Source organism: Pseudonocardia sp., from assembly GCF_050246655.1.
Classification (GTDB): domain Bacteria; phylum Actinomycetota; class Actinomycetes; order Mycobacteriales; family Pseudonocardiaceae; genus Pseudonocardia.
On the sequence record NZ_JBFWVQ010000001.1, the window covers coordinates 84,658 to 110,949 of the forward strand.

Annotated in this window: 20 protein-coding genes; 13 read left to right on the forward strand and 7 right to left on the reverse strand. The window is 74.7% G+C overall.

The genetic code is table 11. The features are described from left to right. The first annotated feature begins 7 nt into the window (after positions 1-7). Genes AB7J25_RS00425 through AB7J25_RS00440 form a run of 4 tightly spaced genes read left to right on the forward strand, consistent with a single transcriptional unit; the run spans position 8 to position 3,283 of the window. On the forward strand, positions 8-1,303 hold the full coding sequence (locus AB7J25_RS00425) for a lipopolysaccharide biosynthesis protein (RefSeq protein WP_428503728.1): 1,296 nt from the start codon (positions 8-10) through the stop codon (positions 1,301-1,303). Beyond that, on the forward strand, positions 1,300-1,986 hold the full coding sequence (locus tag AB7J25_RS00430) for a glycosyltransferase family 2 protein (RefSeq protein WP_428503730.1): 687 nt from the start codon (positions 1,300-1,302) through the stop codon (positions 1,984-1,986). Before AB7J25_RS00425 ends, AB7J25_RS00430 begins: the two co-directional genes overlap by 4 nt. 5 nt (positions 1,987-1,991) lie before the next feature. After that, positions 1,992-2,396 carry a DUF2304 domain-containing protein gene (locus AB7J25_RS00435; RefSeq protein ID WP_428503732.1) on the forward strand — a complete coding sequence of 135 codons (405 nt, stop codon included), beginning with the start codon at positions 1,992-1,994 and terminating at the stop codon, positions 2,394-2,396. Beyond that, complete coding sequence (locus tag AB7J25_RS00440) at positions 2,393-3,283, forward strand: glycosyltransferase family 2 protein (RefSeq protein WP_428503734.1); 891 nt, start codon at positions 2,393-2,395, stop codon at positions 3,281-3,283. Before AB7J25_RS00435 ends, AB7J25_RS00440 begins: the two co-directional genes overlap by 4 nt. Here the strand turns inward: AB7J25_RS00440 and AB7J25_RS00445 are convergent, their stop codons facing one another. Genes AB7J25_RS00445 through AB7J25_RS00460 form a run of 4 tightly spaced genes read right to left on the reverse strand, consistent with a single transcriptional unit; the run spans position 3,284 to position 9,827 of the window. Continuing rightward, a complete protein-coding gene (locus tag AB7J25_RS00445; protein ID WP_428503736.1) occupies positions 3,284-5,158 on the reverse strand; it encodes a hypothetical protein in 1,875 nt (624 codons plus the stop codon). It lies immediately after the preceding gene. Beyond that, a complete protein-coding gene (locus AB7J25_RS00450; RefSeq protein ID WP_428503738.1) occupies positions 5,158-7,089 on the reverse strand; it encodes a DUF6541 family protein in 1,932 nt (643 codons plus the stop codon). Before AB7J25_RS00450 ends, AB7J25_RS00445 begins: the two co-directional genes overlap by 1 nt. 13 nt (positions 7,090-7,102) lie before the next feature. Further along, positions 7,103-7,939: a class I SAM-dependent methyltransferase gene (locus AB7J25_RS00455; protein ID WP_428503740.1), complete on the reverse strand. Its 837-nt coding sequence runs from the start codon at positions 7,937-7,939 to the stop codon at positions 7,103-7,105. A 25-nt stretch (positions 7,940-7,964) separates the two neighbouring features. Further along, entirely contained in the window at positions 7,965-9,827 is a 1,863-nt protein-coding gene (locus AB7J25_RS00460) for a glycosyltransferase (protein WP_428503742.1), read from the reverse strand. Positions 9,828-10,008: 181 nt separating this feature from the next. Here AB7J25_RS00460 and AB7J25_RS00465 point away from each other — a divergent pair, with 181 nt between their 5' ends. From AB7J25_RS00465 to AB7J25_RS00475, 3 genes are read left to right on the forward strand one after another with little or no spacing between them, the layout of a single operon-like run. Continuing rightward, entirely contained in the window at positions 10,009-11,583 is a 1,575-nt protein-coding gene (locus AB7J25_RS00465) for an ArnT family glycosyltransferase (protein WP_428503744.1), read from the forward strand. 49 nt (positions 11,584-11,632) lie between these two features. Next, a complete protein-coding gene (gene glf / locus AB7J25_RS00470; protein WP_428503746.1) occupies positions 11,633-12,817 on the forward strand; it encodes a UDP-galactopyranose mutase in 1,185 nt (394 codons plus the stop codon). Positions 12,818-12,823: 6 nt separating this feature from the next. Further along, positions 12,824-14,809, forward strand: coding sequence for a glycosyltransferase (locus AB7J25_RS00475; RefSeq protein ID WP_428503748.1), 1,986 nt, complete (start codon positions 12,824-12,826; stop codon positions 14,807-14,809). Positions 14,810-15,747: 938 nt separating this feature from the next. Here the strand turns inward: AB7J25_RS00475 and AB7J25_RS00480 are convergent. After that, a complete protein-coding gene (locus tag AB7J25_RS00480) occupies positions 15,748-16,677 on the reverse strand; it encodes a type IV toxin-antitoxin system AbiEi family antitoxin domain-containing protein (protein ID WP_428503750.1) in 930 nt (309 codons plus the stop codon). Positions 16,678-17,029: 352 nt separating this feature from the next. Between AB7J25_RS00480 and AB7J25_RS00485 the strand changes: the two genes are divergently transcribed. From AB7J25_RS00485 to AB7J25_RS00505, 5 genes are read left to right on the forward strand one after another with little or no spacing between them, the layout of a single operon-like run. Next, on the forward strand, positions 17,030-17,674 hold the full coding sequence (locus tag AB7J25_RS00485; RefSeq protein WP_428503752.1) for a nitroreductase family protein: 645 nt from the start codon (positions 17,030-17,032) through the stop codon (positions 17,672-17,674). A 22-nt stretch (positions 17,675-17,696) separates the two neighbouring features. Beyond that, entirely contained in the window at positions 17,697-19,280 is a 1,584-nt protein-coding gene (locus AB7J25_RS00490; RefSeq protein WP_428503754.1) for a DHA2 family efflux MFS transporter permease subunit, read from the forward strand. Positions 19,281-19,323: 43 nt separating this feature from the next. After that, positions 19,324-21,798, forward strand: coding sequence for a LuxR C-terminal-related transcriptional regulator (locus AB7J25_RS00495; protein WP_428503756.1), 2,475 nt, complete (start codon positions 19,324-19,326; stop codon positions 21,796-21,798). 45 nt (positions 21,799-21,843) lie between these two features. Then, on the forward strand, positions 21,844-22,548 hold the full coding sequence (locus AB7J25_RS00500; protein ID WP_428503758.1) for a cupin domain-containing protein: 705 nt from the start codon (positions 21,844-21,846) through the stop codon (positions 22,546-22,548). Beyond that, positions 22,545-23,411, forward strand: a complete 867-nt coding sequence (locus AB7J25_RS00505) for an SDR family NAD(P)-dependent oxidoreductase (RefSeq protein ID WP_428503760.1) — start codon at positions 22,545-22,547, stop codon at positions 23,409-23,411. The genes AB7J25_RS00500 and AB7J25_RS00505 overlap by 4 nt, the downstream gene beginning before the upstream one ends. Positions 23,412-23,605: 194 nt before the next feature. Here AB7J25_RS00505 and AB7J25_RS00510 read toward each other — a convergent pair whose 3' ends face one another. Both AB7J25_RS00510 and AB7J25_RS00515 read right to left on the reverse strand, forming a co-directional pair. After that, on the reverse strand, positions 23,606-24,361 hold the full coding sequence (locus AB7J25_RS00510) for a decaprenylphospho-beta-D-erythro-pentofuranosid-2-ulose 2-reductase (RefSeq protein ID WP_428503762.1): 756 nt from the start codon (positions 24,359-24,361) through the stop codon (positions 23,606-23,608). A 67-nt stretch (positions 24,362-24,428) separates the two neighbouring features. Further along, positions 24,429-25,799, reverse strand: a complete 1,371-nt coding sequence (locus AB7J25_RS00515) for an FAD-binding protein (RefSeq protein ID WP_428503764.1) — start codon at positions 25,797-25,799, stop codon at positions 24,429-24,431. Between AB7J25_RS00515 and AB7J25_RS00520 the strand changes: the two genes are divergently transcribed. After that, the gene (locus AB7J25_RS00520) at positions 25,792-26,262 is read left to right on the forward strand and encodes a GtrA family protein (RefSeq protein WP_428503766.1); all 471 of its coding nucleotides are present in this window, start codon (positions 25,792-25,794) and stop codon (positions 26,260-26,262) included. The genes AB7J25_RS00515 and AB7J25_RS00520 overlap by 8 nt on opposite strands. Positions 26,263-26,292: the final 30 nt, after the last annotated feature.

Below are 26,292 nucleotides of genomic sequence, written 5' to 3' on the forward strand. Positions count from 1 at the left end.
GGTGAAGATGGCGCGTCCCGCGGCGACGCGGTCACGGTCCGGGTCGCTGCCCTCGGCGGTGCATCTCGGCGCCGGCCTGGCGGTGCTGGGCGGGGCCGGGTACGCGTTCGTCGCGATCGTGGGCCACACGTTCGACACCCCGACCGAGGCGAGCGCGCTGAGCGCCCTGATCTCGCTGTACCTCCTGATCAACATCGTCGGCCCCGGTGTCTACGCCGGCCTGGAGCAGGCGACGAGCCGTGCGATCAGCGCGGCGGCCGCGCGCGGCGAGCCGATGCGGCCCACCGCGCGGCGCTCGGGGTCGCTCGCGGCGCGCTCGTTCGCGGTGCTGGCCGCGGTGCTGGTGGTGGCGTGGCCGCTCGGGCTCGACGACGTCCTCGACGGGCGGACGTCCCTGCTGGCGGCGCTGCTCGTCGCGGTGGCCGGCTCGGCCGCCGTGTACTGGACGCGCGGCGTGCTCGGTGGGCGCCAGCGCTTCCACGCCTACGCCCGCACGCTCTACGTCGAGGGCGCGGCACGCCTGCTCGCCTGCCTGGCGCTGCTCGGCCTCGCCACGTTCTTCGCGGTGGCCGGCCCGGGCGCGTTCGGGATGGCGTTCGCGCTGGGGTCGGCGGTCGCGGCGCTCAGCGTCGTGCGGGCGGTCCGGATCGACGAGCCGCCCGGAGGGGCGCAGCCCGAGCAGCTCGGCCGCTCCTTCGCCTACCTGACGGTGGCGATCGCGCTGTCCCAGCTCCTGGCCAACATCGGCCCAGTCGTCGTCAGCTACCGGCTCGGTGCGGACGCCGTCACGGCCGCGGTCTTCGGGGCCGCCTTCGTCCTGGCCCGCATCCCGCTGTTCCTCGTCTCCCCCGTGCAGGCGCTGCTGCTGCCGAAGCTCACCCGCGCGGCCGCCACCGGCGACGGGGCCGCGGTCGCCCGCCTTCAGGGCCAGGTGCTCGCGGCCGGGGCGGCCGTCGGCGGGCTGGGCGTGCTCGCCTGCTTCTGGCTCGGGCCGTGGCTCACCGAGGTGCTGTTCGCCGCGCCCCGCCGCCCGGACGCCGTCGCCGTGGGCCTGCTGGCCCTCGCCACCGCGCTGATGACCGCCGCGCTCGTGCTGCAGACCACGCTTGTCGCCCTGGGCCGCCAACGGCTCGTCACGGTGGCCTGGGTGGTGGGCACGCTCGTCCATCTGGTGGTGCTGGTGGCGCCCGGCGCGCCCGTGGGCGCGGCGATCGCGGCCCAGCTCGCCGGGCCCGGTACGGTCCTCGTCGTGCTCGGAGCCGGTGTCGCCCGCGCCCTGCGGCCCGCGGGACGGCCGGCGTGACGGGCAACGAGGACGTCTGGGTCGTGGTCCCGGTGTTCAACGAGGCGCCGGTGCTGGAGGGCGTCGTGCGCGAGATCCTCGACGTGTTCCCGAACGTGGTGTGCGTGGACGACGGCAGCCACGACGGCTCGGTGGACGCCGTGCTGCGCACCCGGGCCCACCTGGTGCGCCATCCCGTCAACCTCGGGCAGGGCGCGGCACTGCAGACCGGCCTGACCTACGCGCGCTCCCGTCCGGGGGCCGAGTACTTCGTGACGTTCGACGCGGACGGCCAGCACCGCGTCGAGGACGCCGCCCGCATGGTGGACGTCGCCCGCGCCGGGGACGCGGACCTGGTGCTCGGCACCCGGTTCGCCGACCGCAGGGCCGACGTGCCGTGGCGCAGGCGGCTCGCGCTGCGGCTGGCCGTACGGCTCAGCCCGGCCGGGCGCCGCCTGGGCCTCACCGACGCCCACAACGGGCTGCGCGTGCTGACCCGCCCCGCGGCCGAGGACCTGCACATCACCATGAACGGCATGGCGCACGCCTCGGAGATCATCTCCTGGCTCGCCAGGTCCCGCTGGCGGGTCCGCGAGGTGCCGGTCTCGATCCGCTACAGCGCCTACGCGCGCGCCAAGGGGCAGTCGCTGCTCAACGGCGTCAACATCCTGTTCGACCTGTCCGTGCGCGAGCGAGGGGGCTGACCACGGTGCTCATCCAGGCGATCCTGATCCTCGCCGTGCTCGGCGTCCTGTTCCTCACGGTGCGCGGCGGCGGCAGCCTCCACGTGGCGGCGAGCAAGCGGATCGGGCTGGTGCTCTTCGCACTGGGCTGCATCTACGCCGTGCTCCGCCCGGACGACCTCACCCTGATCGCGCACGCCGTCGGCGTGGGCCGCGGCACGGACCTCGTCCTGTACGCGCTGGTGGTGGCGTTCATGGCCGCGACCGTGAGCACCTACCAGCGGTTCCGCCACGTCGACCGGCGCTACACGGAGCTCGCGCGCACCGTCGCGATCCGGGAGGCGGAGATCGTCAACCGTGAGCGGGGGCTGTACGTGGCGCCCGCGGTGTCGATGGGCGAGCACGAGGCCGCCGAGGAGCAGCACCGGTGACCGTCGGGACCGTGGACGTGATGCTGCCCCACTACGGGCGGCTGGACCTGGTGCAGGAGACGATCCGCAGCGTCCTCGCGCAGGACGATCCGGCGTGGCGGCTCACCGTCGTCGACGACTCCGGGCCCGCTGCCGACGACGCGCTGGCCCGCTGGTGCGCCGCCCTGGGCGACGAGCGCGTGCGCTACCTGCGCAACCCGCACAACCTCGGCATCAACCGCAACTTCGCCCGCTGCGTGGAGCTGGTCTCCCACGAGCACGCGGTGCTCGTCGGCTCGGACGACCTCCTGCTCCCCGGATACGTCGCCACGGTGCGCGCCGCGTTCACCGCGCACCCCGAGGTGGGCGTCGTGCAGCCGGGCGTGGAGGTCGTCGGGCGCGACGGGCTCCCGGCACGCACGCTCGCCGACCTGAGCAAGCGGTGGATCTTCGCGCCCCGGGCGACCGGCGTCCTCGGCGGCGAGGATCTCGCGGTGAGCCTGCTGCGCGGCAACTGGCTGTACTTCCCGTCGCTGTGCTGGCGGTCCGGGCCGCTGCGGCGCACCGGCTTCCGCCCGGGCCTGCAGGTCGTCCAGGACCTCGCGCTGGTGCTGGACCTGCTGCTCGCCGGGGAGCGGCTGCTCGTCGTCGCGGACCCGGTGTTCCGCTACCGCCGCCACGAGGCGTCGGTGTCGTCGGCGCACGCGGCGGACGGGCGGCGGTTCGCCGAGGAACGCGCCTTCTTCCTCGACACCGCGGCCCGGTTGGACGCCCACGGCTGGCCCCGGGCCGCGCGCGCCGCCCGGCGCCACCTGGGATCGCGGCTCAACGCGCTCACGCGGCTGCCGGGAGCGCTGCGTGCAGGGGCGGGCGCGGGCACGCTCGCGCGGCACGCGTTCACCCGATGATCAGCCGATGACGTGGTCCGGCGGCAGGTCGTGTGCCGGGATCCGCGCCAGTACGGCGCCGCCGCTGTCCAGGCAGCCGCCGCGGCTGTAGTCCGCGCACGTCCCGTCGGGCTGGCGGACCATCTGGCTCACGTACGCGAGCATCCCCGGCCCGTTCTCCGCGCGCGGCATGTGCCGGTCCGCGATCGACGAGCCCATGGACAGGGCCAGGAGCAGCGCTGCGGCCAGCACTCCGACCGGCAGCAGGCGACGCGCATCCCGGGCCGCGACGGCCCGGGGCCCGCCCATCCGGCGTCCGCCGTACCGCGCGGCGAGCACGGCCAGCACCAGCAGGCAGAACAGGATCTGCGCGCTGGTGCGCGGGTAGAGCTGCACGGTCTGCGTCTCGTACATCCGCGACGCGAGCCACAGCCGCAGGACCCACGCGCCGGCGAGCAGCGCCAGGACCGTCCGCACGGACGTGCGCCGCCCGCCGAACGCGACGGCCGCACCGAGGCCGAGCACCAGCAGCAGGGTGAACACGCCGACCCCCGCCAGCTCACCGGGCGGGGGCCACGGGCCGTCCGCACCGAAGTCGTTGCGCCACATCGCGAAGTAGGCCGGATCGATGAAGGTGTCGAAGTAGAAGAAGTAGTCCCGGGTGTCGGCCGCCGCGCCGACGATCGCGACCAGGTGCCGGCCCGCGACGGCGGCGAGCGCACCGGCGGCCAGGACGCAGAGCGCGAGGCCGCGCAGCGGTGCCGCCCGCCACGGGAAGGCCACCAGCAACGCGACGACGGCACCAGGCAGCGACCAGAGGAACCAGCCGGTGTAGAGCAGCGCGAGCAGGCCCAGCGTCGCCCCGGCCGCGAGCCCGGTGACGGCGATCCGCGCCGTGCTCGCGTGCCCGGCCGCGGACAGCTCGCTCAGCAACCGCACGAGCACCGGGACCAGCACGACGAGCACGACCGTCGTGTAGGGCTTGTACGGCTCCAGCAGCGGAACGGCCGCGACGAGGGTGACGGCGAGGGCCCACAGCGGGGGTAGCACCAGGCGCCACGCGAGGTAGGCGACCGGGCCGAACACGGCGGTGCCGACGATGTGGATCAGCCGCAGCGCATCGACGGTGGACTCACCGGTCAGCTCCGCCGTCCACGCGATGAGGTGGATGACGCCCGGTGGGTACGCCACCGGGACGTCCCGGCCGGCGAGCAGGACGTCTGCCCAGGTCACGAGCGCACCGGAGTCCCCGCCGGTGGCGAAGAGCGGCCAGACCGTGCCCCGCAGCGCCAGCGCGATCCCCGCGCCCGCGAGACCCGTCGCCAGGCCCGCCATGGCCGCCGCCGCGACCCGGACCGCCGGCGCGGACCACCCGAACCGGACGGCGAGCGCACAGCCCAGCACGAGGACGAGCCCGACCAGGACGACCCGCAGGTCCAGGGCGGCCAGGGCGCTCACCTGGCTGACCCGGTCCAGGGGGTCGATCAGCAGGGTGGCCGCGAGCTGCAGCATGAGCAGTGCCGCACCGAACGCGGCCAGCACCTCCAACGCCACGGGCATCGCGCGGATCCCCGGCAGCGCGGCGATCCGCTCAGCGGTGGCCGACGCGGTGGCCGACGCCGCGGCCGACGTCGCGGTCCGCACCCGCCGCGGCAGCTCGTTCGGCGGGCCGATCCGCCGAAACGCCGTCACGAGCGAGTCCCGCAGCTCCTCCGCGACCGCTCCGGGCAGCTCCCGCCACAGCGACGGCGTCCGTACCGCGACGGCGCGCGCCGGACCGTCGCCGGCACCCTGCGCGACGGCACGCCGCGCCCGCCGCCCCGACTCCCACACCACCGCGGCGGGCGGTGCGGGTGGGGCGGGCGCGTCGGTCGTGTCCGTCACGTCGCCAGCCATCACCCAGACCCTAAGGTCAGACCCGGCTCCGCACCGACGACATCGCCCGTACACGCGCCGGGAACGGCACACGGGCGAAGGCGGTAGACCGTTGCGTCCTGGGTCTCGTAGACCTTCTGGAGCCACGGCCTGCCCTCCAGGTCCGTGAGCCCTGCGGAGCGGCCGTACCAGTAGCGCACGTAGCCCTCCGTGACGATCACAGTCGACACCCGCAGCCGGGCCACGGCCGCGCGCACCTGGGCGTCGTCGGCGTAGTCGTGGAAGTGCTCGGCGAGCAGCCGGGCGTCCGGACCGAGATCGGCGTCGGAATAGTAGCCGGCCACCGGCTGCACGCCGGCGAGCGCGTACAGCCAGACCGAGCCGTCGTAGCGGTCGTTGAGCACCCGCTCCCCCGGCGGGACGAGCCGGGCCAGCGCGCGCATCGCGTCCGCCTCGGAATGCGACACGACCGGGCCGTCCCGCACGCTGCGGTGCATCCGCTCGACCGACTGCCCGGCGTACAGCAGCTGGGTGGAGCTCAACACGAGGGCCGCGACCACAGCCCCGGCAAGGGCGACCGGGGCGCCCTCGCCGGTAGCGCGGGCGAGCAGGCGGTACAGCTCGGCGATGCCGTGCCCGGCGAGCAGGGCGACGGGCAGCACGCAGAGCCCGGCGAGCCGGTAGCGGTCGTTCCACCAGGGCCGGGTCAGGAGCGTCACCCACGGCGCGTCCGACGACGCGGCGAGCACGAAGAGGACGCCTACCAGCAGGCCGGCGACGGGCACCCAGCGCAGGCCGTGCAGCGTCGCGATCCGGACGATCCCGATCGCGGCCGCGACGACGAGCGCCCACTGCGCGGAGCCGGTGAAGTCCAGCGTCACGAGCCGCAGCGCGGCGTCGGGCACCGAGAACTCGGCGGGCCAGTCGAACGGCTCGCCCGACACGGTGCGCAACGACCCGAGCATCTGGGGGAGCACCAGCACCGCCGCTGCGGCCCCGGCGCCCAGCACGACGACGAGCTCCGGCCGGGCCACCCGCGGCCAGCGCAGCCACCGCTGCGCCACCGCGGGGACGGCGAACAGCACCGCGCTGAACAGCATCGCCGGGTTCAGGCACACCAGGCCCGCCAGCGCGACCGCGAACACGCCGCCCGCGACCCGGCGCGGGGCACCCGCGCGCGCGTCGAGCAGGTCGAACAGCAGCACGACGATCAGCGGCAGCAGGGCGACCCCGGTGACGAACGGGAACAGCGGGCCGCGCTCGAGCATGTCGTAGAACGCCGAGACCGCGACGACGCACGCTGCGGCGGCGACGGCCAGGACCGGGCTCCCGCGGAAGCGGTGCACCAGCGCGACGACGGCGAGCGCGGCCATCCCGGGCAGGAGCATCGTCTGCGCGTTGAGCACGCTCGGGACGTCCGCGCCGCTGAGCCGGTACACGACGGCCGCGACGAGGTGGTAGGCGTTCGGGTAGAACACCTCGACGCCCGTCTCGTACCAGTTGACCCGGCCCATCCCGGTGAGGCTCGAATCGCCGGTATCCGCGATCCAGCGGATCCCGTTGGCGTGGAAGGCGGCGTCCCAGTCCTGCGGGATCGCCGCGAGCCGCCCGATCCCCACCTGCACGACGGCGATGCCGAACGCCGCCACCGCGGCCGTGCCGGCGGCAACCCCGTATCCGGCGTGGCGGCTCCACGGCGACCGGGGCGGGCGCGCGCGCCGCACGGCCGGGTGCACCGCGGCGGCGAGCAGCGCGGCGACCCCGACGGCGGCCGCGGCCGACGCAGGCGACCACGGCACGCCCGCGGCCGCCAGCAGCGGCCCGGCGATCCCCGCGACGGCGTAGGTGAGCAGCGGCGCCGCGGCGGCGAGCGTCCACGACCGCACGCCGGCGAGCCACCCGAGCAGGAGCCCCGGCCCCCACAGGACGGCCGCGTAGAGCCCGACCAGCACGTCCGGACGCGGCTCAGCCGCTGCCCGAGGGCGTCTCGACGATCCGCACGACGACCTGCTCGTTGTTCGAGGTGTACGCCTCGTAGGCCGCGACGGTGCCGGTCGCCTCGCAGAACTCCTCCCAGGCCCGGTACTCGTGGGCCTCCCAGCCGGGGAAGTTGAAGAACTCGTCGAACACCAGGATCGAGCCCGGCCGCAGCCGCGGCCCGACCAGCTCCAGGACCGTCCTCGTCGAGGAGTACAGGTCGGCGTCGAGGTGCAGGAACGACACGTGTCCCGGGTGCTCGTCGAGGAAGCGCGGCAGCGTGTCGGTGAACCAGCCCACGACCAGCTCGGCGCCCTCGACCTGCGGGAGGGCGTCCACGGCGAAGTGGCCTTCCCGCAGGTGCGGGCGGTAGACCTCGGGCAGGCCCTCGAACGAGTCGAAGCCGTACACCTCGACGCCGTCGCGCGCCCCGGCGATCATCTTGAGCGACTGCCCGCTGAACACGCCGAACTCCAGCGCCATGCCCCCTGCCGGGGCGAGTTCCAGGGCGTGGGCGAGGGTGCTCCACGGGTCGTGGAAGACGCGCGCGGTGGGCATGCGGGCGGCGATGAACTTCGCCGCGGCGAGCGCCGCGTCCATCTCCCCCGCGGCGAGGGTGTCCCGGCGGGAGCGGAACTCGACGTCGTGTACGGCGCGGATGATCCGGTCCGCCTCCCGCCCGACCGCCTCGTCCACCCGGGACCGGGCCGCCTCGGCGAGCGGCCCCGCGAGGCGCTCGGCCACCCGGTCGGCGATCCGGACGGCGAGGGCGTCGAGGATCCGGGCGGCGTTACGGCGCACCACTCCTGGCACGACACTGGGCATGGACTTCACTCCGATCCGGCCGGGCTCACTTGCTGGTGTAGAGGCGTGTCCAGTTCTCCCGGCTGGTGAGCTCCGGCATCCGGCGCCGGTACTCGTCCCGGGCGCGCTCGCCCTCGCGGTGCAGCCGCCACAGCACGTGCGCCCCACGGCGGCCCATCTCGACCATGAGATCGCGGTCCAGGCGGTGTACGCGCACCCCCTCCTGCGAGGGGTCGGTGACGATCGCGGTCTGGAACAGCGACACGTGCCACCACTGGGCGTCCTGCGCCGCGATCGCGGCGCTCCCCGCGGGGCGGCGCAGGAGCTGGCGGGCGAGGCGCTTGGCCAGGACGGCCCGCGGGCGGCCCGGCGTCCCGAGCATCGGGGTGAGCCGCATCGCGTCGGCGTCCACGCCCGGGACGGCGTGGGCGGGGTGATTGGACGTCTCGGGGTACTCGGCCCGCAGCTTGCGCACCTCCGCGGCCGTCTCCCCGCCGCCGTCGGCGAGCACGTCCGGGCCGCGCAGGAAGTCCTCCACGGCGCGGATCATCGTGGCGGCGAGGCCGTAGCGCATCGACGTCAGGTAGTGCGACAGCTCCCGCGCGAGGTGGCGCACGATGCGCGTGCGGTCGAAGTCGCTGTGCAGCGCGCTCACGATGAGCGAGTTGCGGAAGGAGAAGTAGCGCGACCAGTCGTCCCAGTTCTTCCAGCCGAAGTCCGCGTGCCACACCCCCGCACCGGGCAGCGTGACGGTCGGGAACCCGGCGGCGCGGGCGCGCAGGCCGTACTCGATGTCGTCCCACTGGAAGAACAGCGGCAGCGGGTAGCCGATGGCGCGGATGACCTCGTGCGGGATCAGGCAGGACCACCACGCGTTGTACTGCGCGTCGACGCGCAGATCCTGCCGCTTGCGGGTGACGTCCGCGTTGGTGAGCGCCCCCTCCACCGGCAGGCCCGCGCGCAGGATGCGCAGGTCGGTCTCCTCCGCGCTCACGTGCAGCCGGTTCGGGTGCAGCAGGTTCAGCATCTGCCCGCCGACGATCGTGGGCCGCGCGGCGTGCCCGGCGAGCGCCTTCATCCGGATCACGCTGTCCGGTTCGAGCATGATGTCGTCGTCCATGAGCAGGACGTCGCTCTCTCCGGCGCCGGGGGCCGTGACCTCGTAGATCCCCCGGGTGAAGCCGCCCGCCCCGCCGAGGTTCGGCTGGCGGATGTAGCGGAGCCGCCCGCCGAGGGCCTCCTCGGTGGCGGCGAAGCCGGCGCGGGACTCGACCGGGTCGCTGCCCTGGTCCACCACGTAGACCTGCGCGACCGCGGCGAGCGCCTCCGGGTCGCCCGCGAGCGCACCGAGCGTGGCGAGGCAGTCGTCGGCGCGGTTGTAGGTGCAGATGACGATCGACGTGGTGCGCTCGGGACGCGCGGACGTCACCGTCCAGCGGACGTCGGCGACCTCCAGACCCTCGCGGCCGGTCTCCAGCTCCAGCCACAGCGCGCCGCCGTCGGTGAACCTGTCGATCCTCGCGGGCAGCCGCACCGCGAGCCCGTCCGCGGCCTCGACGTCGCGGCCGAGGACCGTGCGCGGGCGCCCGTCGGCGTCCGAGGCGACGAGGCGGATCGTCCCCGTGCCGGTGCACACCAGCTCGGCGACGACCTCGCCGACGCCGGTCCAGCGCTGCCAGTAGCTGGCGGGGAACCGGCCGAAGTAGGTGTCGGTGTTCACCAGGGCGTGCCCGTCGAGCGCCACCCGCCTCCGCCCGCGGACGGCGACGCCGTACTCGACCGCGCAGTACAGGTCGTCCGGCGCGACGGCGTTCGGCCCCGCGAACAGACCGCGCTGCACGAGACGCCGTCCGTGCTCCACCGGCTCGGCGGCCTCTGGCGTCGCCGGCGTCCCACCGTCGTGCGTCATCGGAAAAGCCTCGGCCCTCTCGTCGGCTGTGCGATCGGGTACGGATCCACCCCTTGCGGACGTCCCATGGAAACGGTACTGACCCGAACCGGCGTCGGGGTGACCGACCCGCGGGCGCCGGGCCGGGTCGCCGACCGAGCCGTCCCCGGCGACCCGCTGTCCGGCCGGTACCGTGCCGCGCGTGACCTCCACCGACGCGACCGTCCGGGAGGTCGGCGACCTCGACCCCTCCCCGCCGCCTCCGCCCGCCCCGCCCCGGATCGGACGGGGCCGCGCCCTTGCCTTCACCGTCGGAGTGGCCGCGCTGTGCGCCCTGGTGTTCTGGCTCGCGCACGAGAGCCTCGTCGACGACGCGTACATCACGCTGGCCTACGCCCGCAACGTCGCCGTCGACCTGCACTGGGGCCTGACCCCGCAGCAGGTCTCGAACACCGCGACCGCTCCCGGCAACGTGCTGCTGCTCGCCACCGTCACCGCGCTCACCGGCCTGTTCGGTGACGCGCGGCCGGTGCTCGCGCTGGGGATCGTGTGCGTGCTGTGCGGCGCGGCGATCGGCTGGGGCTGGGCCCGGGTCGGCCACGCCCTGCGGCTGCCCTGGTGGGCCGGTGCGGCCGGTGCGGTGCTCGTCGTCTGCAACCCGTTCCTCGTCTCGGCGCTGGGGCTGGAGGTGCTGCCGACGGCGGCGGTGCTGATGCTGCTGCTCACGGCCGCCGTGGAGCAGCACCGTCGGTACGGCCCGCTGGCGTTCGGGCTGCTCGGCGGGCTGGCCGTGCTGATCCGGCCCGACCTCGTCGTGTTCGTCGGCGTCCTCGCGCTGTTCACCCCGGCCGTGCTGCGGAAGCTGTACGTGGCGGTACCCGCGGCGCTGCTCGTCGGGGCGCCCTGGTACCTGTGGTCCTGGTTCTTCTTCGGGTCCGCAGTGCCGGACACCTTCGTCATCAAGACGCTGCAGCGGTCCTTCGACGGCGTGGACTTCGCGAACGGGCCGTTCGTGATGTTCGCGGACCGGCCGTGGCTGGTGCTGGTCTCGTTCGCCCCCGCCGTGCTCGGTGCCGTGCTCACGCTGGTCTGCCTGCTCGCCCTGCCGCTGCGGCTGCCGCGGCTGCGCGGCACGGCGGCTCCGATCGGGCTCGGGGTGGGCGCGGCGGTGTACTACGCCGTCTACTGCATCCTCACCGTGCCGCCGTATCACTGGTACTACGTGCCGCCGATGATCGGGCTCACGACCGCCGGTGCGGTGCTCGCGGGCCGGCTCGCCGCCCGCGCGGACGGTACCCCCACCCGGGCCGTGTCCCTCCCGTTCGCGGGGGCCGCTGGGGTGTTGGTCGCGGCCACCGTCGCGCTGCTGGGCATGCAGGGTGCCCCGTGGGTCACCCCGCCGGTCTTCGGCAACTGGGCCATCACCCCGGACTACGCCCGCGCGGGGGTGGCGATCGGCGAGCGGGTGGGCGACGACGTCGTCCGCAACCCCGGTGAGATCGGCGTGCTCGCCTACTTCTGCCGGTGCGCGATGGTGAACGACTTCACCGACCGCGGCGTCATCGTGCCGATGGTCGAGCAGCGCATCGCGCGCGCGGGCCCGGTGCTCGGCCCGCTGCTGCGGCTGAACTACCGCAACCTGGACCGCACGCGCCAGCCGCTGCAGGCCCGCTACGAGCTGCGCTACGAGCCGGGACCCGGTGTGGGACCGGACGTCTGGCCCGTGTGGGCACCCGGCCGCGGGGACGGGCACCTGCGCCTCGTGCCGCTGGGCTGATCCGGGGCGCCCGGCACAGGGCGGACCGACGCCGTTACCCTCGGCGAGCGTGACGTACGAGGGATACGACCTGATCGTCGTCGGTTCCGGCTTCTTCGGCCTCACCGTCGCCGAGCGCGCGGCCGCGGAACTCGACAAGCGCGTCCTCGTCCTGGAGCGGCGCTCACACATCGGCGGCAACGCCTACTCCGAGGCCGAGCCGGAGACCGGGATCGAGGTCCACCGCTACGGCGCGCACCTGTTCCACACCTCGAACAAGCGGGTGTGGGAGTACGTCAACCGGTTCACCGAGTTCACCGGCTACCAGCACCGGGTGTTCGCCCGCGTCGGCGACCAGGTCTACGCCTTTCCGCTGAACCTCGCGCTCATCAACTCCTTCTTCGGCCGCTCCCACACCCCGGACGAGGCCCGCGCGCTCATCGCCGAGCAGGCCGCGGAGATCGAGACCGCCGAGGCGCAGAACCTCGAGGAGAAGGCGATCTCGCTGATCGGCCGCCCGCTGTACGAGGCGTTCGTGCGCGGGTACACCGCCAAGCAGTGGCAGACCGACCCGACGGAGCTGTCCCCGGCGATCATCACGCGGCTGCCCGTCCGGTACGACTTCAACAACCGGTACTTCAACGACACCTACGAGGGCCTGCCGGTCGACGGCTACACCGCGTGGCTGGAGAAGATGGCCGATCACCCGAACATCTCCGTCCGGCTGGACACGGACTTCTTCGACGTCCGCGACGAGCTGCCGGCCGGTTCCCCGGTCGTCTACACCGGGCCGCTGGACCGCTACTTCGGCTACGCCGAGGGCGAGCTGGGCTGGCGGACGCTGGACTTCGAGCTGGAGGTCGTGCCGACCGGGGACTTCCAGGGCACGTCCGTCATGAACTACAACGACGAGGACGTCCCCTTCACCCGCATCCACGAGTTCCGCCACTTCCACCCCGAGCGGGACTACCCCACGGACCGGACGGTGATCGTCCGCGAGTACTCGCGCTTCGCCAAGTCCGACGACGAGCCGTACTACCCGATCAACACCTCGGACGACCGCGCCAAGCTCGCCCGCTACCGGCAGCTCGCGCGGGCGGAGACCGCGGAGCGCGCCGTGCTGTTCGGCGGGCGGCTGGGCACCTACCAGTACCTCGACATGCACATGGCGATCGGCTCGGCGCTGTCGATGTTCGACAACCGCATCGCGCCGTACTTCACCGACGGCACCCCGCTGTCCGGGACCGAGGACTGAGTCCCGGTGACCTCGGCGACCGAGGCCGCCCCCGTGCGCCCCGCGACCGGCGACCCGGCGCCCGCGCACCTGCTCCAGCGCGTCATCCTGCCCCGCGCCGGGGACCCGACGGCCGTCCGCTCGCTGTACGTCGACGAGCGGCAGGGCCTGCGGCTCTCGCCCGTGCCGCCGCTGCGCAACGCACCGCCGCCGCTGCCGGTGGAAGTGCGCGGCACGCTCGTCGGCCCGCGTCGGCTGCAGCCCACCTCGCGCACCACCGCCGTCGTCCCCGAGCAGAGCGAGGTGTCGTTCGGGGCGTACTTCAACGCGTTCCCCGCGTCGTACTGGCGCCGCTGGTCGGTGCTCACGGCGGTGCAGCTGCGGCTGGACCTGGAGGGTGAGGGCCGCGTCGACGTCTACCGCACCAAGGCGGACGGCGCGCAGATCTTCGAGGCCTCCGCGGTGCTGCAGGGCGGGCGTCAGGACGTCCTGCTCGACCTGGACCTGCGCCCGTTCGAGGACGGCGGCTGGTACTGGTTCGACCTGACGACCGACACCGGCGAGCTGACGCTGCACGGCGGCGGCTGGTACGCCGCCGAGGCGGGCCGCGGCCGCGCCGCCGTCGCGATCGGGATGCCGACGTTCAACCGGCCAGCGGATGCCGTCGCCACCCTCACGGCGATCGGCGCGGACCCGCTCGTCCTCGACGCCGTCACGGCCGTGCTCGTCGCGGACCAGGGCACGCGCAAGGTGCGCGACCAGGACGGCTTCGAGGTCGCCGCCGCCCGGCTCGGGGACCGGCTGCGGGTCCTCGACCAGGCGAACCTCGGCGGCTCGGGCGGCTACGCACGCGTGATGCACGAGGCGCTCGGGACAGCGTGCGAGCAGATCCTCTTCATGGACGACGACATCCTGCTCGAGCCGGACTCGATCCTGCGGGCCGTCGCGTTCTCCCGGTACTCGCGCCACCCGATGCTCGTCGGCGGGCAGATGCTCTCGCTGCAGCAGCGTTCGCAGCTCTCCACGATGGGCGAGGTCGTGGACCGCGGGACGTTCCTGTGGCGCAACGCCCCCGGCACCGAGCCGCACCACGACCTCGCCGAGCGCACCCTGCGCCAGACGCCGTGGTTGCACCGGCGCTGCGACGTCGACTACAACGCCTGGTGGATGTGCCTCATCCCCCGCGCCGTCGCCGAGGAGCTGGGCCTGCCGCTGCCGCTGTTCATCAAGTGGGACGACGCGGAGTACGGGCTGCGGGCCCGCGCCGCGGGCTACCGGACGGCCACGGTGCCGGGCATCGCGATCTGGCACATGTCCTTCCTGGAGAAGGACGACACCAGCGACTGGCAGGCCTACTTCCACTATCGCAACCGGTTCGTCGCGGCCGCCCTGCACGGCCCGGAAGACCCCGGGGCCATGCTGCGCGACACGTTCAAGCGCACGCTGCGCCACCTGCTGCTCATGGAGTACTCGGCCGTCGCGCTGCAGGAGATGGCGCTGCGGGACTTCCTCGCCGGGCCGGAGCGGCTCTTCCCGACGCTGCCCACGGCGCTGCCGACCATCCGGGAGGTGCGCGCCCGCTACGACGACGGCCGGCCGCTGGACTCGGCGACGCAGGTGCCGCTCTCGGAGCTGGACGAGATGGCGGCGCAGACGTTCCCTGAGCAGCCGCGCGGCGCCGTCGCGATTGCGAAGGGCCTGGCCCGCGGCGCGCTGCACCACCTGCGCCGCCCGGATCCGGCCCATCACGACGTCCCGCAGCGCAACGTGCCCGCCCTGCAGGCCCAGTGGTGGGTGCTCGCCGGGCTGGACTCGGCCACCGTGTCGACCCCGGACGGCCGGGGGGTCACCTTCCGCCGCCGGGACCCGGCGGCGTTCCGCGGGGGCCTGCGCCGCGTGGCCGCACTGAGCCGCGAGGTCGCGCGGGCGTGGCCGGAGCTGCGGCGCCGCTACCGCGCGGCGCTGCCGGAGCTGACATCGGCCGAGGCGTGGGCGCGGGCGTTCGACAGCTGATCCGCCGGTGCCGCTCACGGGGTTCACCGGCGGCGCGGGCCGGTTCCGCCGGGCGCCCGCACCGCCCGTTGTCCCACCAGCCTCGTCGCCCCGCTCCCGGGCCGCTGGGCCGCAGGGTCAGCCCGGCACGCAGAGGCTGCACCGGGCCTCGCAGGACCCCAGCCCCCCTCGCAGAACCCCAGCCCACCTCGCAGAGCTCCAGCCCACCTCGCAGAGGCCGCAGCCAGGCCTCGCAGACTTCCGGCACGCCTCGCAGAGCCTGCAGCCAGACCTCGCAGACTTCCGGCACGCCTCGCAGAGCCTGCAGCCAGACCCCGCAGAGCTCCAGCACGCTCCGCAGAGGCTGCAGCACCTGCGAAGCGTGTTCGTCCCCTGCGAAGTCCCGCCGCACGGCGCCCCGCCCACGCACTCACCGCCGGCGCCGGGCCGCGCCTGGCTCCTCGCGCCGGCCGTCCGGTCGCCGCCCACCGGTGGCCCACCGAGCTGTACCCAACCGCGCCCCGACCCACCGGCCTCGCCGCCCCGCTCCCGGGCTGCCGTGCCTCGCAGAGCTCCAGCCCCCTCGCAGAGGCCGCAGCCAAGCTTCGCAGACTTCCGGCACGCCTCGCAGAGCCTGCAGCCAGACCCCGCAGACTTCCGGCACGCCTCGCAGAGCCTGCAGCCAGGCCCCGCAGACTTCCGGCACGCCCCACAGAGGCTGCAGCACCTGCGAAGCGTGTCCGTCCCCTGCGAAGTCCCGCCGCACGGCGCCCCGCACCCACCGCTGGCACGCCACGCCGGGCTTGGCCCCGCGCGCCGGCCGTCCGGCCGCCCACCGACTGGCCCGCCACCCGTCGCACCACCGTCGGCCCGCCCAGCTGGCGCACCCGTTCCGCGGGCCGGCCATGCACTAACCCGCCAGCCTCGCCGGAGCGCCCGGACCGTGCGAAGTGCCCGCATCACCGGCAGGACCGCTCGAACGCACGCCGCAGCCGCGGGACGACGATGTCGTCGAAGCGGTCCAGCTCCGCCCACACCCACCGCACCACCTGCAGACCCGTGTCACGCAGGGCGTCCTCGCGGCGCTTCTCCGCGACGACGGCATCGCGCGGCGACTGCCCCGGACGCAACAGGCGGCCGTACTTCTCCAGGCCGTCGAACTCGCCGACCGTGCGCTGCTCCCGCCACCAGAAGTCCACGCGCCCGAGAGTTGCGCCGTCGGCCGCCCGCATCTCCTGCTGGAGCACCGGGAGCGGCACACCCGCCCGTGAGAGGGCAAGCCTGCTGCGGGACTCGCCGACGCTCTCCGCGCGCCCGTCGGCGGCCGCGATCACCCTGCGAGCCTGCGCCAGGCCCGGACGACCTGCGGCCCGGGTGAGCGCCTCCAGCAGCGCACCCTCGTCCACACCGCCCCGGCGCAACGCCGCGTCCGCCACCGCCACGGCGCGCTCGAAACCCACCGAGCGGGCGAGATCGACCACGGCGCGCGGCACGTCGGTCACCGCCACACCGTCGACGGCCACCAGCTCGCCCGGCGCGACGCCCGCCGCGTGAAGCACGACGACCCCGCTGCGCCGCGCGCCGGAGCGGCGGTTACGCGTGACGTGCACGCGGTCGAGCGGGATGTCCCAGGTGGGCAGGCCGTGCAGCACCGCGGCCGAGACGTGGCTGAACACCGACTCCGCATGGAGCCGGGGCGCCGTCGCATGAACCAGCAAGGCGTGGCGCGCCGTGGCGAGGGCCAACCGCTCGTCGGCCGCGTCGACGTAGGCACCGCGCCGCACGGCGGCCAGGCTGCCCGTGCGCAGCAGCCCGTCGAGCTCGCGGGCGGTGAAGCCGGCCGCGATGAGCTCCGAACGCTGCCGGGGTCGAAGGAGATCTGAGGACACGCTCAAGATCGTGCGCTGTGGGGGCGGGGATGCGGAATCCCGTTTTCGTCTCCTGTGGACAACTTCGTGTGATGTGGACAACCGCGTCACGCGTGCAGCGCCGCAGATCTCCGGCACACCTTGCAGAGGCTGCCGCGCGCCGTCGCAGGCATCGCACACGCCTCGCAGGGGCTGCGGCGTCTGCGAGGCGTGCCCGAACCCTGCGAGGCCTACCAGAGGGGAGCCCGCGTGGGGCGGGCGGCGGCGGGGCGGCCGGCGCGGCGGGGCGGCGGCGGGGCGACGGCCGGCGCGGCGACGCGGCGCCGCGGCAGCGCGCGCGGCAGGCCGGCCCGACGGCGGGCAGGATCGGACCATGACCGACGTCCTCCCCCTCACCCCCGACGAGCTCCTCACGACCACGCGCTCGGTGCGCAAGCGCCTCGACCTCACCCGCCCGGTGCCGCTGGACGTGGTCCGTGAATGCCTGGAGGTCGCCCGCCAGGCCCCGACGGGCGGCAACCGGCAGGACTGGCACTGGCTCGTCGTCACCGATCCGGGGCACCGCAAGCGGATCGGCGAGCTGTACGCCGAGTCGTTCGGCCGCTACCGGTCGAGCCGTACCTACGGCGCCACCCGCGGCGGCACCGCGGCGACGCAGACGCGGGTGAAGGACAGCGCCGAGTACCTGGCCGAGGTGATGGGCGAGGTCCCGGTGCTCGTCATCGGCGCGATCGACCTCGGCGGCGACGGCGAGCTGCCGCCGGGCAACCAGGCCGGGCTGTGGGGCTCGCTCCTGCCCGCGGCGTGGAGCTTCCAGCTGGCGGCGCGGGCGCGCGGGCTCGGCTCGGCGTGGACGACGCTGCACCTGCGCCACGAGCGGGAGATCGGGGAGCTGCTGGGCGTCCCGCCGTCCGTGCGGCAGGGGGTGCTGCTGCCGGTGGCGTACTACACGGGCGAGACGTTCCAGCCGGCGCCGCGCGGCCCCCTGGACGACGTGCTGCACATCGACGCCTGGTGAGGCGCTGTGTTCGAATGAGGTGATGGTCGCCACCGCGGAGCCGACCCGGCGCGAGACGAGCTGGGTCGTCTCGATGATCGTGCTCATCACGGGCATGTTCATGTCACTGCTCGACACGAGCATCATCAACGTCGCGCTGCCGACGATGGCCAACGACTTCGGCGTCGACATCGACGAGATCGAGTGGGTCGTCACCGCGTACAACCTGGCGCTCGGCGTGGTCGTGCCGCTGTCGGGCTGGCTCGCGGACCGCATCGGCCTCACCCGGCTGTACCTCTGGGCGCTGATCGCGTTCTCGCTGGTCTCGGCGTTGTGCGGGCTCGCGTGGAACCTGGAGAGCGAGGTCGCGTTCCGCATCCTGCAGGCGATTCCGGGCGGGATCCTGCCGGTGGTGACGCTGCTGATGGTCTACCGGATCGTGCCGCGGGAGAAGCTCGGCGCCGCGATGGGCATGTACGGCGTCGGCATCGCGGTGGCCCCGGCGATCGGGCCGACGCTCGGCGGCTACCTGGTCGAGTACGTGGACTGGCGGCTGGTGTTCTACATCAACGTGCCGGTCGGGATCGTGGGCGCGGTGGCGGCGTACCTGCTGCTCACGCCGATGCCACCCACGTCGCGCAGGCGGTTCGACACCTGGGGCTTCCTCGCGATCGCCTACGGCCTGTTCGCGCTGCTCCTGGCCTGCTCGGAGGGCAACGACTGGGGGTGGACGTCCTATCCGGTGCTGATCCTCGTCGTGTCCGGGGTCCTCTCCCTCGCGCTGTTCGTGGTCATCCAGCTGGAGCGCGACGAGCCGTTGATCGACATGCGGGTGTTCGGGCACTGGCCGTTCGTGAACTCGCTGCTGCTCATCACGGTGCTGTCGGTCGGCCTGTTCGCGATGCTCATCTACCTGCCGATCTTCATGCAGGAGGGGATGGGGATGGCCCCGCTGCGCACCGGCTTCCTCCTGCTGCCCGAGGCGATCGTGATCGCCTTCTGCATGCCGGTCGCCGGCCTGCTCTACGACCGGTTCGGGCCGCGCTGGCCCGCGACGATCGGGCTCGCGATCGCCGCGTACGGCACGTACCTGCTCTCCCAGATCAGCCCGTCCACCACCGAGGGCGAGATCGTCTGGTGGACGTGCGTGCGCGCCGTCGGCAACGGGCTCGCGCTCATGCCGATCTTCACGGCGGGCCTCGCGTCGATCCCGCAGGCGTACGCGAGCTCGGGTAGCACGATGAACAACATCGCTCAGCGGGTGTCGGGGTCGCTCGGGGTCGCGGCGCTGACGATCCTCGTGACGACGCAGCAGGACCAGCTGATGGCGGACCGGTCCGCACTCATGCCGGCGACCGATCCCGAGCTGGCGCCCTACGCAGCGGAGGGGTTCACCGGCGTGTACGGGCTGTACCACCAGGTGCAGGTCGAGGTCATGGCCTCGGCGTATGCCGATGCGTTCCTGGCGATGACGGTCCTGACGCTCCTCGGTGTCGGGCTCGCCCTGATGATGCCCAAGCCCGCGAACCCCAACGCCGGGATGGCGCCCCCGGCCGCCGTCACCGAGCCCGCCGAGGCGCCGAGCGAGCCGCCCGCCCGGGAGCCGTCCCCCGCCGGGAGGCCGTAGAAGTGCGCGCGGCCGTCCGGCGGTACGGCCGTACCCTTGCCCGATGGCGCTGGACTGGCCGCTGACCGGGCGGGACGCGGCGCTGCGGGCGGTCGACGGCGCGGTGCGCGGATCGGGCGGCGTGCTGCTCGCCGGCGCGGCCGGGGTCGGGAAGACCCGCCTCGCCAGGGAGGCGCTGCCGGGCGCGCGCTGGGTGGTCGGGACGGCGGCGGCGCGCGGCGTCCCGCTGGGAGCGTTCGCGGGCGTGGTCGACACCGGGGGCGGAACGTCGGCACAGGTCGTGCGCCGGGCGGTCGACGCGCTGGCCGGGACGGCCACCGTCGTCGACGACGCGCACCTGCTCGACGATCTCTCGGCCACCGTGGTGCACCAGCTCGTCGTGCGCCGCACGGGCGCCGTCGTCGCCACCCTGCGCACCGGCAGCCCGGCGCCGGACGCGGTGACCGCGCTGTGGAAGGACGAGCACCTGACCCGCGTCGAGCTGGGCGCGCTCTCCGCGGCGGACACCCTGGCGCTGCTCGAGGCGGCGCTGGGCGGCCCGCTGGACAGCGCCGCCGCGGCCCGGCTGTGGACGCTCACCGGCGGCAACGCGCTGTTCCTGCGCCGCATCGTGGACGCCGAGCTGGCGGGTGGGCGGCTGCGCCGGGTCGAGGGCGTGTGGAGCTGGTCGGGCCGACCGGCGATCTCGGGCGAGCTGGCCGAGATCATCTCCGGGCAGATGGGCGAGCTGCCCGGGCCGGTCCGCGACGTCGTCGACCTGCTCGCCCTCGGCGAACCCCTGCCGGCGTCCGCGCTCGGCGACCCGGTCGCCGTCGAGGACGCCGAGGCGCGCGGCCTGGTCCGGGTCGACGAGCGGCTCGACGTCCGCCTCGCCCACCCGCTCTACGGCGAGGTGCGGGCCGCGGGGCTGGGCAGGCTGCGCGCCCGGCGGCTGCGCGGGCGGCTCGCGCTCGGGACACCGGACCCGCTGCGCCGCGCCGTCCTCGCCCTGGACTCCGACCTCGACCCGGACCCGGACCTGTTCCTCGCCGCCGCCCGCGAGGCACTGCGGCTGTCCCAGCTGGAGCTGACCGAGCGGCTCGCCCGCGCTGCGGGCGACCGGTTCGACGCGCGGCTCGTGCTGGCCTACGCGCTCACCTGGCTCAGCCGGGGCGAGGAGGCGGACCGGGTGCTCGCCGCGCTCGGCGACGACGCCCGCGTCGCCCTTCCCCGCGCCGGGAACCTGTTCTGGACGCTCGGCCGCGCCGACGAGGCCCTCGCCGTGCTCGATGCCGTGCCGGACCGGGAGCACCCCATTGCCGCCGCGATGCGGGTCGCGTTCACCGCCTCCCTCGGGCGGCCCCGCGCCGCGCTCGCCGACGGCGCGCGCCTACTGGGACGCGAGCTCGACCCGGACGTCGCCGACCAGGCCACCGTGCTGCTCGCGTGCGGGATGTCCGCAGCGGGTGGCGTCCTCGGCCGGGTCGGCGACGTCCGGGCGGTCGCCCCGCTCGGCTACCGCGCAGCGCGCTCACCCGATGCGGTCATCGTCCGGTTCGGGGTCGCCGACTTCCACCTGCTCGCCCTGCGCCTGGCGGGCGACGTCGCCGAGCTCGGGCCGATCGCCGCCGAGCGCCGGGCCGAGAGCGCCGAGGCGGCGGGCCCCGCGCCGCTCATGGGCCTGGTCCTCCTGGGCCAGGCCGAGCTCGCCGCGGGCCGGGTGCGCACCGCCGGGCGGTTGCTGCGCGAAGCCTGGGCCGGGTTCACCGCGTTCCCGACCCACGAGTTCCGGTGGCGCTGCCGCCCCTACCTGGCCCAGGCCCTCGCCGCGGCGGGCGAGGCCGAGGCCGCCCGCCGGATGCTGCCCACCGACATGCACCCCGCATACACGCTGCTGGAACCGGACACCGGGATCGCGCGCGCCCGGGTCTGCGCCGCCGAGGGGGCCGTCACCGAGGCCGTCGCGGCCGCCCGGGCCGCCGCTGAGCTGGCCCGCCGCCAGGACTCCCCCGCGTACGAGGTGATGGCGCTGCAGACCTCGGTCACGTTCGGCGACCGGGCCGCCGCGGACCGGCTGACCGAGCTGGCCACCGAGGTGGAGGGTCCGCGCGCACCGGCCGCCGCCGCACACGCCCGCGCCCTCGCCGAGGACGACGCGGACGCGCTGCTCGCCGCCGCCGGGCAGTGGGAGCGGCTCGGCGACCTACTGGCCGCCGCCGACGCCGCCGCCCAGGCCGCGACGGCGTTCCGGCAGCAGGGCCTGCGCGGCTCGGCCACCGCTGCCGCACACCGCGCGCACCGCCTGGCGCTCGCGTGCGAGGGTGCGACGAGCCCGGCCCTGGCCGCTGCGGCGCGCCCGCTCCCGCTGACCGGCCGCGAACGCGAGATCGTGACCCTGGCCGCGCGCGGGCTGACCAACCGCGAGATCGCCGAGCGGCTGGTCGTGTCGGTCCGCACCGTCGAGGGGCACCTCTACCGGGCCGGGCACAAGCTCGGCGTCGGCGACCGCGCCGGGCTGGCCGCCGCCGTGTTCGAGTAGCCCGCTACTCGCGCCCACCGCCCGGGTCACCCCGACGCTGGCACCATGTTCACGACACTGCCGGACGCGGGCGTCCGGCTCGACATGATCGACGGTGTGCACGTCGCCAAGGTGCGTCCCGAGCACACCGGCGGGGTCTACGAGGTGTTCGAGGTGCTCGCCGAGCCCGCGCCTGCCGCCCCACCGCACGCCGCGCCCTGGGCCGCCTCGCTGCACCTCCTCGATGGCACGCTCACCGTCCGGGCCGGTGGGCGCGTGCACCGCGTGGCCCCCGGAGACACGGTCACGCTGCCCGCCCACACCGCCTACACCGTCGACGTCCAGGACGGGGCGGCCCGGTTCGTCGCCGTGACCACCGGGACCGGCGCGGGCCGCTTCTTCGCCGACGCCGTCGCCGCCGGACCGGACATCGGTGCGGTCGTGGCCGCCGCCGCGCGCCACGGCGTGAGCATCGGCCCCGGCGGCGGCCAGGTGCACCTCGCTCCCGGGGCCGGGCCGGGTGTCACGGTTCCGGCCGAGCACACCGGCGGTGTCTACGAGATCCACGAGATCACGACCCCCGTCGGCCCGACCCGGCTGCCCTGGCCGCGGACGCTCTACGTGCTCGGCGGCACGCTGACCGGCCGCGTCGGCGACGAGGACGTCGAGCTCGCCGAGGGCGGCACCGTCACCGTCCCGGCGGGGGTGGCACACGCGTTCGACGCGGCGGGCGCACTGCTGCTGTCGATCACCGCGGGCAGCTGGACGTGAGCACCGTCCTGGTCACCGGCGCCGGTCGTGGGCTCGGCCGGGCCACCGCGCTGCGCCTGGCCGCGTCCGGCTGGGACGTCTACGCGGGCGTCCGCGACCCGGCCGCGGGCGAGGCGCTGGTCGCCGCGTCGTCGCAGATCACCCCCGTGCCGCTGGACGTCACCGACGCCGGCCAGGTGGCCGCACTGCGCGCGCTCCCCGAACTGGACGCGCTGGTGAACAACGCGGGCATCGCCGTCGGCGGGGCGATCGAGGCGGTCGCACCCGCCGACGTGCACCACCAGTTCGAGGTCAACGTCGTCGGCCAGATCGCGGTCACCCAGGCGGTGCTGCCCCTGCTGCGCGAACGGCGGGGTCGCATCGTGTTCGTCTCGTCGGTCAACGGCAGGGTCGCCATCCCGATGTCGGGGATCTACAACGCGTCCAAGTTCGCCCTGGAAGCGGTCGCCGACGCCCTGCGCGTCGAGCTGCGCCCCTGGCGGATCGGGGTGACGCTCGTCGAGCCGGGCTGCCACGACACCGACCCGTGGCGCGGGATGATGGAGCTGCTCGACGGCATCGCCGCCGGCATGTCCGCCGAGCACCGCGAGCTGTACGCGGCCCACCTCGCCGGCCAGCGCGAGCTCTGCGCCCGGCTGAAGGGGCAGGTGCGGCCTGCGGAGAACGTCGCGGCGGCCGTCGAGCAGGTCCTCACGGCGCGCAGGCCACCCGCGCGGCAGCTCGTCGGCCCCGACGCGCGCCTGCTCGTCGCGATGCGCCGCGTCCTGCCCACCCGCGTGCTGGACCGCGTGTGGGCGAACGGGCTCGGCCTGCCGGCGGCAGGCGCGGACCCGCCCCGACGAGCCCGCAGCGGCGGGCCGTGATCCCGTCCTCACAGGGGCGTAACACGGAATGCCCGCGGCCCGATGTCCCGGGTGGCGGTCGAGGCGGGTGCGGTTTCGCGAGGGGACAAGGAACCGGGCCCGGCGGCCGTCGTGCGCCGCTGTCACGGGCGCGCGCGAGGGGTTCACGGAGGTGGCCGGTGCGCTGGGGGCGCGGCCACCTCCGCGGGCCACCCCTAGACCGGCAGGCGCCGGAACACCGCCCGCGGCAGGTGCCGCAGCACGCTCATCACCCCGCGCAGCGGCGGGGGCGCCCACACCAGCTCGCGCCGGTTGCGTACCGCGTCCACGACGAGCTCGGCGACCTTGTCCGGGGTGGTGGCGAGCGGCGCCGGCTTCATGCCCTCGGTCATCCGGGTGTGGACGAAGCCGGGGCGCACCACGGTGACGGCGATCCCGTCCGGGCGCAGCGCCTCGGTGAGCCCGGAGTAGAAGGCGTCCATCCCGGCCTTGGTGGAGCCGTAGACGAAGTTGGAGCGCCGCGCCCGCTCCCCCGCGACCGAGGAGAACGCGACGATCGCGCCGTGGCCCTGGGCCCGGAACCGGTCGGCGAGCGCCACCCCGACCGCGACGGCCGCGGTGTAGTTGACCTGGGCGAGCTCGACGGCGGCTGCGACGTCCGTCCACGCCCGCTCGGCGTCGCCGAGGACCCCGAACGCGACGATCGCGACGTCGATGTCGCCGCCCGCGAAGGCCTTGCGGACGACGTCGGCGTGCGTGTCGAGGTCGCGGGCGTCGAAGTCCAGCACCTCGACGGCACAGTGCAGCGCCTCCAGGCGGGCGCGGGCGGCGAGGAGCCGCTCGGAGGGCCGGGCGGCGAGGACCACCCGCATCGGGCGGTCGCCCGCGAAGGCCTCGACGACGGCCAGCCCGATCTCGGACGTGCCCCCGAGCAGCAGGATGCTCTGCGGGTTGCCGACGGCGTCGATCATGATCGGTCACTCCTGTGCGGGCTGATGAGATGCGCAAGACGGCCTGATGAGATGCGCAACTCGCGGGTCATGACGTGAGGTCGAGGCGGCGGGCCATGTCCGAGACGAACACCCCGCGCGGGTCGGCGGCGTCGCGGACCTTGCGCCACTCGTCGAAGCGCGGGTAGCCGGCGCGGATCGTGGCGGCGCTCGCCCGGGACTCCTTGGCCAGGTAGAGCCGCCCGCCCGCGGCGAGCACCAGCTCGTCCAGCTCGTCGCAGAAGCGGTGCAGGCCGGGTGCGATCGGGAAGTCGCAGCAGGCCGTCCAGCCGGGGATGGGGAACGACAGCGGCGCCGGGTTCGCCTCGCCGAAGCGCTTGAGGACGTTCAACCCGGACGCGTGCGGCGACGCCGCGATCCGCGCGACGATCTCCCGGAGCGCGCCGGTCGCCTCGTACGGGATCGCGAACTGGTACTGCAGGAAACCCCGGCCGCCGTACACGCGGTTCCAGTCCCCGAACAGGTCCAGCACCTGGTAGAAGGCCGTGATGTTCTGGATCGCGCCACGCTGGCGGCGCGGGGCCTTGCGGTACCAGAGCGTGGAGAACGCCTTGAGCGTGCGCCGGTTCGCCAGGCCGCTGGGGAAGGCGTCGGGGAACGTGAGCAGCTGCGGGGCATCGAACGCCAGCGGGTCCCGGCGCATCTTCAGCGGCAGCTCGTCCACGCGGGCGAGCGACCCGCGGGTGAGCACGGCGCGGCCAAGGTGCAGGCCGGTGGTCGTGGTGTCGAACCAGGCCGCCGAGTAGCCGTACCCGTCGTCCGAGCCGTCCGTGAGCAGGCCGAGCAGCTCGTCCAGGTCCTCGGTGCGGTCGGTGTCCACGACGAAGTACGCCGACTCCGTCGGGTGCAGCCGCACCCGCGCCCGCACGACGACGCCGGTGAGGCCCATCCCGCCGACGGTGGCCCAGAACAGGTCGGCGTCGGGACCCTCCGGGGTGAGGGTGCGCACGGCACCGTCCGCCGTGACAAGGTCCATCGAGAGCACGTGGCTGCCGAAGCTGCCCTTGTGGTGGTGGTTCTTGCCGTGCACGTCGGCCCCGATGGCGCCGCCGATCGTCACCTGCCGGGTGCCGGGCAGCACCGGCACCCACAGCCCGAACGGCAGCGCGGCCCGCATCAGGGTGTCCAGGCTGACGCCGGCATCGACGTCCGCGACGCCGGACTCCGGGTCGATCGCGTGGATGGCGGCGAGACCCGTCATGTCGAGGACGGTGCCGCCCGCGTTCTGCGCCGGGTCGCCGTAGGAACGGCCCAGCCCGCGCGCGACGATCCCGCGCGGGCCCGCGGTGAGGACGGCCTCGACGACGTCGTCCACCGCGCGGGGCGTGTGCAGGTAGGCCAGCGAGGGCGCGGTGCGACCCCAGCCCTGGAGGCGGGTGCGGGACACGGGGATGGACATCGCGGCCAGGCTACGCCGCGCCCCCGCGGGCCCACCCGATACCCTGCGGAGCGTGACGACCACGCCCGCCCCACCGGCCCGCCGCGGCCTGGTGACGCAGCTCGGCCGGTTCGTCGCGGTCGGCGCGTTCTGCGCGGTCGTGGACTTCGGCGTCTACCACGCGCTGCTCGCGCTCGGCGTGTACGTGCACGCGGCGAAGGCCGTGAGCTTCATCGCCGGCACCACCACCGCCTACGTGCTGAACCGCCGGTTCACGTTCGACTCCGCGGGCGGGAAGGGGCGCTTCGCCGGTTTCGTGGCGCTGTACGCCACCACGTTCGCGATGAACGTCGGGGTGAACGCGCTCGCCCTCGCACTGCTGCCCGAGTCGCCGTGGCGACTCACGATCGCGTGGGTGCTCGCCCAGGGGACGGCGACGGCCGTCAACTTCGTCATGCTGCGCACGGTCGTGTTCCGCGGCTGATCGCGACCTGACACCGCGGCGTCACGGCCG